The following is an 11,783-nucleotide window of genomic DNA, read 5'->3' as shown; positions in this document are numbered from 1 at the left end:
TGGAGGAAGGTCTTTGCCTGCGCTTTCCAAATTGCGTTGCTAAAACGTTCTATGCGGCATACCTTCTCCCGGCTGCAATTTCATGAGCAGCGGCCGAACGGGATGGTGGAACATCCCGCCCGGCCTGACCACAACCCATGCTGTTGAGGAGCCTGGATCATGGCTGATTCTGAAGATAGCACGACTCCGCCTGCCGTTAGCTGGCGCGCCATTCTGCGAGGAACCGGAACCCTGCAGTCCGGGAAGAAGACAGAAGGGACGCCGTCCGACCCCGCGCTGCAGCTCTGGCGGAACTGGCAAGCCAATCACACTCAGGTCGTCGCGCTGACGCGCCAGTGGCAGCGCATCGAGAAGAAGCTCATTCACTCGGTCGGCATCCCCGAGGTCGCGATCCGCATTTCCGGCGAGGCGGAGCCGAAAATCGCTCAATCGATCGAAGAGATCGAGGAGCTGATCGCGAACGAGCCGGCGATCGAGAGAGAAGCGCTGATCGCGGCGTTCCACGAGCGGCAAAAGCGATGGGACGAAGCGGCGGCGACGCTCGGCTTCGACGCCGTCGACGCCGAACTCCGAGCCGCTCTTGGCAAGGAGCGCGACTTTGTGGCGTCAGTCCCGAAGACGAAAGCCGCCAGCCTGCCGGGTGTCGCGGCCAAGCTCGCCATCCTCATTCAGCTCGGCGAGCCGAGCCCGACAGATGCGGAATTTCCCTGGCCGGAACTGCGCTCGGCGCTGGCCGATATCGCCCGGCTGGCGTCGCCGGAAGCCGCGGTCTTGCCGATGTGATGCCCGTGCTCGGGTCCATGGTCGCTCGGCTATGGACCCGGCTTTTTTCGAATAGCCCGCCTTTGCGCCGGCGCCTCGCTTTTGCGAGCTGGCTTCGCGGCTTTCTTGGGCGGCGCCTTCGTGCTCGCGCTTGCAGCCGACGTCGCGGATGACGCTTTCGCCTCCGCAGTTTCGCTCGCGGGCCTCAAAAGCTCGAGCGCCGGGATTCCGAGAGCTTCGGCGAGGCGGCCGACGACATCGACCGTCGCCGAATAGACGCAGCGTTCGATCGAGCTGATATAGGTGCGGTCCAGCTCGGCTCGATGGCCGAGCTCCTCCTGCGACAGGCGTTGCGCCCGTCGATATTTCCTCAGATTGCGCGCCAGCGTCTCTCGCATTTCCATGACGAGAACCAGCCAGCTTGAAGAGTATTTATCTACGGAGTATACTGGCGATTATGCACTTTACAAACCACAGCGGCCGGTGTAGCTTCTGAATCAAGGAGCTAGTCCAATGTCCGTTCTTTCGAAGCCCTACTTCCACGACGAAGCCGCCGCCTTTGCGCATCTCGAGAGCATCCTGTGGCCCAACGGCCCTGTTTGCCCTCATTGCGGCTCCATCTCTGGGAAGCATTACGACCTTCGGAAGACCCGCCTCGGCCTCCGCAAGTGCTCTGACTGCCGCAAGCAGTTCACTGTGAAGGTCGGCACTGTTTTTGAGTCGGCGCATATCCCGCTGAACAAGATGCTTCAGGCCGTCTATCTCCTCACTTCGTCGAAGAAGGGCATTAGCGCCCACCAGCTTCATCGTGTGCTCGAGGTTCAATACAAGACGGCTTGGTTCCTCGCGCATCGCATCCGCGAAGCGTTCCGCAGTGGCGCGCTTGCCATTCCGTTCGGCAGCGAAGGCGGCCCCGTCGAGGTTGATGAAACATTCATTGGCCGCAAGGCTGGCGTTCCGAAAGCTCGCGGCGGCGCCGCTCACAAGAATGCGGTCCTCTCGCTTATCGATCGCGACACGAAGCAGGTTCGCTCTTTCCATGTCGATGGCGTCACGACCGGCGACCTCGCGCCGATCATCCGCGAGAACCTTGCCAAGGAAGCGCGTTTGCAGACCGACGAAGCGAAGCAGTATCGCAAAATCGGCGAGGAATTCGCGAGCCACGATCGCGTGAACCACAGCGAAGACGAATACGTTCGCTACGAGGCCGCTGGAATCGTGACCACGAACTGCGCCGAGGGCTATTTCTCGGTCTTCAAGCGCGGCATGAAGGGCGTTTATCAGCACTGCGGCGAGAAGCACCTTCACCGCTATCTCGCCGAGTTCGATTTCCGTTACAACAACCGCTCGGCTTTGGGTTGCGAGGACCAGGAACGGGCGCAGCGCGCGTTGGCGGGAATCAAAGGCAAGCGCCTAACTTATCAAGGAACTGACAGGAGCCGTTGACAACAACACAAAAAGGCGCCTACCTGTTTGATTCGGTCTTGACGAATCGGAAGGCAAGCATTAAATACGAGCTAACCCGGTGCTAAGGCGGCCGGTAGCAGATGGTACATAATCCATCGAACGGGGCGCGAGCCCCGTTTTTGTTTTATGGAAGGTATTTTACTCCATACCCCGCGATTCTTCCCTGTGATGACCTATCGTATTTGCTAGCCGCTAATATCCCGATTACGGCATCAGCGTATTTACCGATAGATACCGGGTGTTTGTTGCAGGCTCTTATATGCATATGGCTTGGGTGGGCGAGGAGATCGGCGAGTTGTAATCCTGCAATATTATCACTTTTGTATCTTATTTTTAGTTTGCTCGCGGGAATGCGATAACGTATTTGTTCTGGTGGGAAGTAGTAATTTCCCTTGCCTCGCACATCATCGTAAGCAACCTGAAGCGCCGCATCCTTTTTACCTTTTCTACCCTCCGGCATTATATCCCCAAATGAATTCTTTCTGACCAAAAACCGCGCAAATTTTTCAACAAGTATCTGCATTAGGTAGTGATATGGATGTTTTTCTTTCCATTTATCTCTTCTAGATGCTTCAAGTTTGTCAATAATAGCTGTTATTACGGCGTAGTCGCACTGCTTATATATCTTCAGCATCGCTCTGTTAAATAAATCTAATTTAATTGGGTCGTTTAACACCCCGAACTGAGCTTTTCGTTGAACTATTTTCCTTCTATGGAATATAATTGGCTCATCAGGGTCTTGATTGAAAACGGCTTTTTTGACCCAATCGAATTTTGGCGTTAAATCATCTCTCGCAACATCCGTCTTCATCGCGACGCCGGTCAAGCTGAGATAGCGATGATCGTCATTTTCTAAATCGTTCATGTCGTCCGTGCCGACCTCATCAACATATAGGCGATACATGGCAAAGCACCCTAGGGATCAAGACGCCCGTACGATAGCGCAATCGGAGAAGTTCATCGAGACGGCGCGCGCCCTCGGCTGCGACGAAGACCCCGCGCACTTCGACGAGGCGCTAAAGAAGGTCGCGCGGCATAAGCCGCGCACTGAAGCGCCCCTCAAGCCCCCTACGAAGGGCCGATCTGCGGCGCCGAAAGAGCCGAAATAGCCAGCTGCGCGAACGATGGCGGCAACTGCCCTTGCGAGACTTTGCGCTTAAGGTAGCTCGCAAATTTTCCGCCGTCGATATAAGTGCTCTGTAGCCACTCCCTATAATGGCCGAGGGCAGAAAGCGGATAGCACCACGACTCTTGAGGATTAGATTTGGCTTGTGGATGACTTTCAGGATACCGGTGGGGCCATTTCTGCCGCGGTCCGAAATCATCCTCTAGATTGTTGTCTGACCAATGTTTCCCCCAATGCTGACCTATAGATATATCGACAACAAACTCTTCTCCGATATCCGCGCCAGCAATGATTAGCTCATATACGATCGTGTGCGCTTCATTGAAAACATGAAAATATCCTTTGGGGGCTGACTGGTGGTTCAGCTCTATGCGCTCATGCCATTTCGTGAATTTGTGAGTTTTCGCCCCGCTCGGATCATATCCTACTTGAGAGTAAATAAGCTCTCGTAGTTTTGACCCTGCGAGAGTTCGGAAATTATCTCGCGCTTCTGGTTTGCAGTTTGTCCCCGCATCAAATGCATAATATTCCAGGACCGCAAGGCAAACATCGGACGGATAGCAGAAGTTAACCGTCCCCTTGTGCGCAACCTCAATATGAGGGTTTCCCGGTATAGCCCCGGTCTTTCCAAGGATCGCCTTGATCGCCGAAATCCTCGGCTTCTCTGGCGCTTCATTCCATTGGCTGCTTATGGTCCCGATATGGGCATTCATTACACCGCAGAGCGCGGCGAGCCCACGTTGATTAAGGTAGGGCGTCCCATCCGATAGGACGCCCATGCCGATACCGTTGATTTCGGTATCGGCTTCAATCCCGAGATCAAGTTTCGGGGCGATTTGCTTCGAGCTATTTCTAGGCGCTACAATATTGATTTTCTTAGCCATTATGGCGATTTCCTCTGCGGGCTAATTCCCCTCATGGTTGAGGCCCTTAGAGGATGCTACGCGATTCCTTCGTGGTGCGCAAACTACATAATCGCCAGTATACTCTACAAACGGTCGCCGCCGGTTCGAGGAGGGGAAGCGCCGGCGCGGCAGAGGGGGCGAGTCCGTAAACGACCGAGAGTCCGAATATGCGTGAGAAGCATCTGGGTCATGCCGTCTCTTTGGCGACGATTTTGTTGAGCACGCGCGAACAATTCGCTCGCGCGTTGCGCGACGCTGCGATGGCGAGCATCAGAGCGAGATCGAGAGGCGCGGGTTTCGACCAGCCGATCATCTCCCGCTACTTCCTCGAGTCGCACGTCGACGACGCTCTCTATCTGATCGGCAGAGACGGGCTCGACGCGCTCGAGAGCAATGTCCGCTTCGCGGTCGACGAAATGATACGAGAGGCGTTGGAAAACGTGAGAATGCGCCGCACGGATAATTAGTCGATCGCGTTTTCGGTGCGCCGGCTACGGCGGCGCATTGCGTTTGCGCCATCAGGAGCTGACGTTTCCTGACCAGCAGCGCGATTGACGTCGATCACATTTCCAACAATTCGCTTTAGGAGCATCTGTCGTGGAAAGACGAATAACTCTCACTGACATAGACCGCCCTGGAGAGGCGCTCGAAGTCGACATCATTGCTGCCGACGAGAGGTCTTTGACGCTGGCGGTGCCGAACACATCCGTGCAATTTCGATTATTCCGCCACAACCGCCAGGCGCCCTACCAAGGATCGTTGGGCGGCCGGAGTTTCTGCTTCGTTCCGTATGCTGTCGAGTCTAAGAGGGCAGTTTGGAAATAGAGAAAATAGAGCGTCCGGCGCCTTGAACGCCGCGATAAAAGCGAAGTCGATGACCCACGATCTTATCAGCGGAGACGCCGTCGACGCCCTCGAGAGCAGCATCCGGTTTGCGATCGAGATCACACGAGCAGCGTTGGAAATCATGAGGAATCGCGGAGCAGCCAGCCGGTAGCGGATGTCGAAAGCCCTAGCCATCACCTGGAGAGGCGTCATGATGTACGATCACAAACTTATTTTTGCTACGCCCGCTCACTCTTTCGTACATGCGACTACGCCAGCGCGCGCCGAGGCGCTCTCCAAGTCGATGAAAGACGTTGTTTCAGAATGCTGTTTCGGCTTGTCATTGCGCGCGCGCCTGACATCATCGTCCTCATTCGAACAAACGTGGACGCCGTCATGCCGAGATCGAGACGAACGACCGTCGAAAAGCTTCACGTCGTCGCGACGAATGGCAATCGTCCGATCGAAGCGCAATCGAAACTCGACCCGAGGCTCGTCGATTTGGTTCGTCTGCTCGCACGCGCGGCCGCGCAGGATTTCGTTCGATCCGAACAGGACAATCGAAAGCAAGGCCGTCTTCCCGAATAAGGAGGCCGCCGAATGAAAGCCGCGCTCTACGCCCGCTACTCCTCCGACAATCAGCGCGACGCCTCCATCGAGGATCAGTTGCGGCTTTGCCGACATTACGCAGACAAGCAAGGCTGGACGATCGTCGACAGCTACACCGATCGCGCCATCTCCGGCGCCTCCTTGTTGCGCCCCGGCATCCAGGAACTGATCCACGACGCTCTGCGCGGAAAATTCGTCGTCGTGCTGGCAGAGGCGATGGATCGCTTGAGCCGCGACCAGGAAGATATCGCTGGACTATTCAAGCGCATGGCCTTCGCCAACGTGCGCATCGTCACTCTGTCGGAGGGCGACGTGACGCATCTGCACGTCGGCCTGAAAGGCACGATGAACGCCCTATTCCTGAAGGATCTCGCCGATAAGACTCGCCGCGGCCTTCGCGGTCGTGTCGAAGAAGGTAAATCGGGTGGCGGTCTGTGCTTCGGCTACGACGTGGTCAAGCAGTTTGCCGCGAGTGGCGAACCGATTCGCGGCGATCGAACGATCAACGAGACGGAAGCAGCCGTCGTGCGCCGCATCTTCACCGATTATCTCGCCGGCAAGTCGTCCCGCACGATCGCTTTCCAGTTGAACAGCGAGGGCGTGCCCGGACCGCAAGGCGCCGATTGGGGACCGACTACCATCCACGGCAACCCGAAGCGCGGCGTCGGCATTCTCAACAACGAGCTCTATGTCGGCCGCCTGGTCTGGAACCGCCTTCGATATTTGAAGGACCCAGATACTGGAAAGCGAGTGTCCCGCCTCAACCCGGAATCCGAGTGGATCGTTCAGGACGTGCCGGAGTTGCGCATCGTCGACCAAGAACTCTGGGAGCTTGTGAAAGCCCGGCAGCAGACGCTCGCCTACGAAGCCCCAGAGCCCGGCGAGAACACGTTGAATGAGCGACGGCGGCCGAAGCATCTTTTTTCGGGTTTGGTGAAATGCGGATGCTGCGGAGGGGGCTATGTCATGATCTCGAAGGAGTTGCTCGGCTGCGCAACGGCGCGGAATAAGGGGATATGCCAGAATCGCACGAATATCAGGCGAGACGATCTGGAGACATCAGTGCTCAATGGCCTGCGCACCCATTTGATGGAGCCAGAGCTGTTCAAGGAATTCTGCGACGAGTTCACCCGCGAGGTGAACCGCCTTCGAATGGAGCGTGGAGCGGACCTAGCTGCGAAGCGGACCGAAATCCCTCGCATCGATCGCGAACTGGATAAGCTCATGAAGCTGATCCTGGCATCCGACGACCTCGAAGCGTCAAAGCGCGTGATGCGGCAAATGAAGGAATTGGAGAACCGGAAGGAGGAACTCGAGAAGGCTCTCACCGAAGCCGAGGAGCCACCCCCGCTCCTGCATCCGAACATGGCGGAGATCTATCGCCAACGCATTTCCGCGCTCAACGAGAGCCTGCAGAGCGATGAGACCAAAGCCGAGGCGATGGAGGTCGTTCGCACTCTCGTCGACCGGGTGACGTTGGTTCCGGAGGATGGCCGCTTGGCGGTCGTCCTACGCGGCGACTTGGCTGCGATGCTTCGGTTTGCGGCGGGCAAGAAAAAGCCCGACGTCCTTTCGGAAGTCGGGCTGATTGGCGATTTGTTATCGCCGACATCGTTGGTTGCGGGGACTCGCTGCGACCGCTGGCATGAATTTCGTTCCCGGTTGATTTTCATCGGCTTTGATAAAGTCCAGGATGCCGAACAACTCGCCGCGTAGCTCGGCGTGAACCTCGCCGCGCTTCTGTCCGGGCGTCAGCACGATTTCGCCGATGAGCGAGCGTAATGCTTCCGCCGCCTGCCTGCCGTCGTCCGTATCGTCGAGCGCTTCCGTGAAGCGGTCGATGCGAAGCCGATAGACATTGGCGATGTTTGGATGCACGTCTGGAATATCGGTCGGAGCCTGCGACAAGCGCGCGACGATGTCCGCCTTCTGCCGTTCGAGGTCTTCCATCCGCGCCTTCATGGATGGCTGGTACAAGCCGTCCTCGATCGCGGTCATGATGCCGGCTATCCCCCGTTCGATCTTCTGAAGCGCTCGGCGGTCGACCTCGGCCTGCGCCCGCCGTTCATGGTTCAGTCGATTCATCTCTTCGGCGTATGCGCGCACTGCCTCCGCAACCGCGTCGGAGGAAACAAGGCGGTCCTTCAGCCCCGCCAGCACCCGCCCCTCGATCTTCTCGCGAGGGATGGTGCGGTTGTTGTCGCACGTCCCACGACGATGATGGTTGAGGCAACCATAGCGGCCGGGAGTCAGGATGCCGATCTTGCCGCCACAACATCCGCAGGTGAGAAGGCCGGAAAGAAGGGAGATAGGCCGGTTGGCCAGATGTAGCCGCTTCGCCCGCCCTTCCCGGGTGGTCGCCGGATTGGGGCCGAAGATCGCCGAGATTTGCTGCTGTCGCTTCCGCGCCGCCTGCCACAGATCATCGTCCACGACCCTGAGATGCGGCACTTCGGTCCTGATCCATTGATTTTCCGGGTTCGGCCGCGAGACACGCTTGCCGGTGGCCGGGTCTTTGACGAAACGCTGCCGGTTCCACAGCAGCACGCCGGCATAGAGTTCATTGTTGAGGATGCCAGAGCCGCGCGAGACGTGACCCCGAATGCTCGTGTCGCCCCAGGCGCGGCCCAACGGGCCTGGAATGCCTTCCTTATTCAGTTCGACCGCGATGGCCTTCGGGCTCTTGCCGGCGGCGAAGGCGCGGAAGATGCGCCGGACGACATCCGCCTCTTCCGCGATGATCTCACGATCGCCTCGGATCGGCTCGCCATTGGCGTCGAGTTTCTTGGCCACGCGATAGCCGTAGCAGAGGCCGCCGCCCGCCTTACCCTTTTCCACCCGGCCGCGCAGACCGCGATGGGTCTTCATCGCGAGGTCTTTCAGGAATAGGGCGTTCATCGTGCCCTTCAGGCCGACGTGAAGCTCACTGATCTCGCCCTCTGCGAGGGTGATAATGGAAACGCCCGCGAAGCGCAGATGCTTGAACAGCGTGGCGACATCCGCCTGATCGCGGGAAATCCGGTCCAGCGCCTCGCCCAGCACGACGTCGAACTGGCCGCGCTGCGCATCCTGCAACAGGGATTGGATGCCGGGCCGCAGGATCACGCTCGAACCCGAGATGGCGGCGTCGTGATAGGCGCCCGCGATCTTCCATCGCTCGCGCCCCACATGTTCCCGGCAAAGGCGGAACTGGTCCTCGATCGAGCTTTCGCTCTGGTTGTCCGACGAATAGCGGGCATAGAGCGCGACGCGGGTCATGGGCGGTCTCCGTTCCTTCTATTCCTCGTCCTCGGCCCTCTGTGCGTCCTGGGGCCTATTGTCGTTCGCAGCGCCGAGCGCCGCGAACTGATCTCGCGCGATCCGTCGTCCGATCAGCCGCGCGATCGTCAGCGCCACCCGATCCAACTGTCGCCGCGTCTCCCGGTCCGGCTCATCCCGTTTACCGTCCGGACCTCGATTGTCGTTGGCCGGTATGAGGTCGTCCGGCTCGGATTCCGTGTCATCCGCCATGCCGTCGCTCGCTTTCTTTCCGAAGTCAAACGGGCATGAAGCAGCGGCAAGTTCAGAATGAGAAGAGGGAAAATCCGTTCGTCGTACGGCGGCGCAAAAATACTCGCGAATGGCGATTCTGGCGTAGTCGCCCAAAACACTCTACACGCGTCACACGGCCCGCAAAGCCTTCTGGACGGCCTTGGGCGCGCGCTCGATCACCAGAAGATAGGCTCTGGTCGGTCCTTCCGGCTGTCGCGAGCCTTGTTCCCAATGACGCAGCGTATTGACGCTGAACCCGAATCGGCCCGCGAACTCTTCCTGCGTCATGTCCAGGCGTGTGCGGATCGCCTTTACGTCGATCTTCTCCGGCACATGGACGCGATAGGCGCTCTCGTCCGCCCTGCCCTCGACATAGGTCACCGCTTCCTCGAGCCCGCGCCGGATGCTGTCGGCAACCTTGCTCATGGCGTTCTCCTCCTGAATGCCTCGACCAGCAGCGTCGTAAGCTGCCGGAAGTCATTGCGGTCCGGCTGGCTCAAATCGGCCCGCTCATTCTTGGCGAAAGCGGTCAGCGCGAAGAGCGGCATGCCGGTCGTGGTGGAAATAGATCACCCGCGCCCCGCCTCGCTTGCCGCGGCCTTCCAATCCCCAGCGCAGCTTCCGCACGCCGCCCGTTCCGGGGATCAGATCGCCAGCCGTCGGATTGTAGGCGAGATAATCCACGAGAAGCGCCCGTTCCTCGTCGCTCATGAGCTTGCGGGTCGCCGACAGAAACTCCGGCGTTTCGACGACGCTGATCGGAGCGGTTCGAGCCATGAAGGATGCTACTCCAATGAGTCAGTCAAAGCAACTGGAAAATATGATCCAATGAGTCAGACGTGCGCCACCGAATGTTGGGGGTGGGTCAGTTTGAATTCGGCTATGCGCCATGACCGGCCATTCGTCGCGGACGGCACGAGTGTCGGCCTTCCCTGGATTTTGCGGACCTTCGCCGCGCCAGATATCCTGTGGCCCGGTTGAAGGTCTCGTGACGCATTTCGCTCCCTGATGACAGCCGGCGAACTCATTATGCGCGGTCGGCGACATGCGCTTGCGCGTGGCCGCGGCGATAATCGGCGACGGCGCGCGCGATCGAAGGCGGACATCGATCGTGCGCGATTTCAATTATCGAAGCGCACATCTGCGAGTTGGCGCAGGTCATGTATCACAAATGCGCCTTCCGCCGCCGGATGACCTTCATGAGGTAGATATTGGACGGCGCGCATTCCGGCCAAGAGCGCGGCAGCGATCCCCACCGTGCTATCTTCGATTACAACGCACCGACTTGGCGCGACCCTCATCGCGTTCGCGGCGTAAAGGAATAGACCGGGGTCGGGCTTCCAGGAGCCCACATCGTAGGAACTGAAGATGTTTTGGCCAAAAAATCGAGAGAGACCGACGAGATCGAGGGCATGCCGAATTTTGCTCACAGGGCCGCTCGAAGCGACGCACATGGGCCGGTTAACCGCGCCGAGCGCTTCGATTGCGCCGGGCATTGCTTGAAGTTCGGTTTCAAAAATTTCGGTGACCCGGGCGCGATAAGATTTCTCGAAAGCGGCAGGTAAACTGCGTCCGATCCTTGTCTCGACATCTGCGCAAATGTCAGCGAGTCTTTTCCCGCGATACCGGCCGATCAAAACCGAAAGATCGTCAGTCAGGTCCGGCAAAAGGTCTAGTAGCGCCCGACTGCACGCGGGCTCGCTATCAATCAGCGTGCCGTCTAAGTCGAAAATATAGCAATCCATGCCCTCATCATGTTGGTGCAAGCGCCAGTAATCAATAGCGCCATTTTGACGCGGAAATGTCCGCTTTTCCCCCTAAGTTGCGCGTAGCGGCCGAGGCAGACGAAAGTCCGCTCAGGGTCATTTTTTTGCCTTCCCCCACACGGCAGGAAGACGCCAGGAGCAATCAGTGAAGTCTAGGGACGTCCAGACCATTCTGGTTCGCGCCAAATTCGAAAACCCTGTATCCCCACTCAGACGACACCTGCCCGAATAGGTTGGAACCACCACGAATTTCAGCACGACGCCAGCCATTCTGAAGAAGCGCGCGAGAAATGGCCCGATTGAACCATCCATGCCCGATAAGAGCTACAGGCCCTTGTCGCGCAGCCCCGATCAGGCGTTCCGCGGCGGCAGTGGCGCGCCGACGCATTGCTAACCGGCCATTGAATTCGTTCGGGTGAAAAGAGCCAATTCCCCGTGTCAGCGAGAACCAGACGAGTAGCGGCCATCGTCCCGAAATCTCGGGAATAATTTGGGGCTCCTCGCAAAACACCGCGTCGACGATCGGCGTTCGCTCGGAGTCGAGCAAGCGCAAGGACTCTCGCGCTCGCAGACTGGAGCTTGTGAAAACGCTGGTCGCATTACGAATGTGCTGAATGAGTTCTGCGGGAGGGCGAGCGTTCACATACAAGCCCGAATGCTCATAGGCTTCCACATAGGCCTCGAATTCTTCTCGAGTCGGAAACATCGGTTTCGAAAGCGCGACCTGGCCATGACGTGAAATCAAAATCGGAAACACGGGTCGTTCCTGCTGTTCGGAGCACTATCGCCTGG

The 11,783-nt window shown here is 58.3% G+C and carries 13 protein-coding genes; 4 read left to right on the top strand and 9 right to left on the bottom strand.

Going from position 1 to position 11,783, the window contains the following annotated elements; genetic code table 11:
• Positions 1 to 159: 159 nt before the first annotated feature.
• The gene (locus tag IY145_RS13400; RefSeq protein WP_196408662.1) at positions 160 to 783 is read left to right on the top strand and encodes a hypothetical protein; all 624 of its coding nucleotides are present in this window, start codon (positions 160 to 162) and stop codon (positions 781 to 783) included.
• 29 nt (positions 784 to 812) lie between these two features.
• Here the strand turns inward: IY145_RS13400 and IY145_RS13395 are convergent, their stop codons facing one another.
• Positions 813 to 1,160: a helix-turn-helix domain-containing protein gene (locus IY145_RS13395; protein ID WP_246722302.1), complete on the bottom strand. Its 348-nt coding sequence runs from the start codon at positions 1,158 to 1,160 to the stop codon at positions 813 to 815.
• Positions 1,161 to 1,275: 115 nt separating this feature from the next.
• Here IY145_RS13395 and IY145_RS13390 point away from each other — a divergent pair, with 115 nt between their 5' ends.
• Positions 1,276 to 2,208: an IS1595 family transposase gene (locus IY145_RS13390; protein WP_196408660.1), complete on the top strand. Its 933-nt coding sequence runs from the start codon at positions 1,276 to 1,278 to the stop codon at positions 2,206 to 2,208.
• A gap of 145 nt (positions 2,209 to 2,353) precedes the next feature.
• Here IY145_RS13390 and IY145_RS13385 read toward each other — a convergent pair whose 3' ends face one another.
• Positions 2,354 to 3,133, bottom strand: coding sequence for a DUF3800 domain-containing protein (locus IY145_RS13385; RefSeq protein WP_281433670.1), 780 nt, complete (start codon positions 3,131 to 3,133; stop codon positions 2,354 to 2,356).
• Positions 3,134 to 3,297: 164 nt separating this feature from the next.
• Positions 3,298 to 4,239, bottom strand: a complete 942-nt coding sequence (locus IY145_RS13380) for a hypothetical protein (RefSeq protein WP_196408658.1) — start codon at positions 4,237 to 4,239, stop codon at positions 3,298 to 3,300.
• A gap of 188 nt (positions 4,240 to 4,427) precedes the next feature.
• Between IY145_RS13380 and IY145_RS13375 the strand changes: the two genes are divergently transcribed.
• Both IY145_RS13375 and IY145_RS13370 read left to right on the top strand, forming a co-directional pair.
• Positions 4,428 to 4,727 carry a hypothetical protein gene (locus IY145_RS13375; RefSeq protein WP_003611944.1) on the top strand — a complete coding sequence of 100 codons (300 nt, stop codon included), beginning with the start codon at positions 4,428 to 4,430 and terminating at the stop codon, positions 4,725 to 4,727.
• Between the two features lie 958 nt (positions 4,728 to 5,685).
• Positions 5,686 to 7,410: a recombinase family protein gene (locus IY145_RS13370; RefSeq protein WP_196408657.1), complete on the top strand. Its 1,725-nt coding sequence runs from the start codon at positions 5,686 to 5,688 to the stop codon at positions 7,408 to 7,410.
• Here the strand turns inward: IY145_RS13370 and IY145_RS13365 are convergent.
• The 6 genes from IY145_RS13365 to IY145_RS13340 form a co-directional block, all read right to left on the bottom strand.
• Positions 7,294 to 8,952, bottom strand: coding sequence for a recombinase family protein (locus tag IY145_RS13365; RefSeq protein ID WP_196408656.1), 1,659 nt, complete (start codon positions 8,950 to 8,952; stop codon positions 7,294 to 7,296). The genes IY145_RS13370 and IY145_RS13365 overlap by 117 nt on opposite strands.
• Positions 8,953 to 8,970: 18 nt before the next feature.
• Positions 8,971 to 9,339 carry a hypothetical protein gene (locus IY145_RS13360; protein ID WP_196408655.1) on the bottom strand — a complete coding sequence of 123 codons (369 nt, stop codon included), beginning with the start codon at positions 9,337 to 9,339 and terminating at the stop codon, positions 8,971 to 8,973.
• A gap of 15 nt (positions 9,340 to 9,354) precedes the next feature.
• A complete protein-coding gene (locus IY145_RS13355; RefSeq protein WP_166143403.1) occupies positions 9,355 to 9,651 on the bottom strand; it encodes a helix-turn-helix domain-containing protein in 297 nt (98 codons plus the stop codon).
• A gap of 84 nt (positions 9,652 to 9,735) precedes the next feature.
• Positions 9,736 to 10,002, bottom strand: coding sequence for a hypothetical protein (locus IY145_RS13350; RefSeq protein WP_196410697.1), 267 nt, complete (start codon positions 10,000 to 10,002; stop codon positions 9,736 to 9,738).
• A gap of 344 nt (positions 10,003 to 10,346) precedes the next feature.
• Positions 10,347 to 10,970: an HAD-IA family hydrolase gene (locus IY145_RS13345; RefSeq protein ID WP_196408654.1), complete on the bottom strand. Its 624-nt coding sequence runs from the start codon at positions 10,968 to 10,970 to the stop codon at positions 10,347 to 10,349.
• 163 nt (positions 10,971 to 11,133) lie between these two features.
• A complete protein-coding gene (locus tag IY145_RS13340) occupies positions 11,134 to 11,748 on the bottom strand; it encodes a hypothetical protein (RefSeq protein ID WP_196408653.1) in 615 nt (204 codons plus the stop codon).
• Between the last annotated feature and the right edge of the window lie 35 nt (positions 11,749 to 11,783).

Origin of the sequence: Methylosinus sp. H3A (assembly GCF_015709455.1) — a bacterium.
Classification (GTDB): Bacteria; Pseudomonadota; Alphaproteobacteria; order Rhizobiales; family Beijerinckiaceae; genus Methylosinus.
Note: the sequence above shows the minus strand (reverse complement) of the source record. Positions and strands in the feature narration are given on the sequence as shown.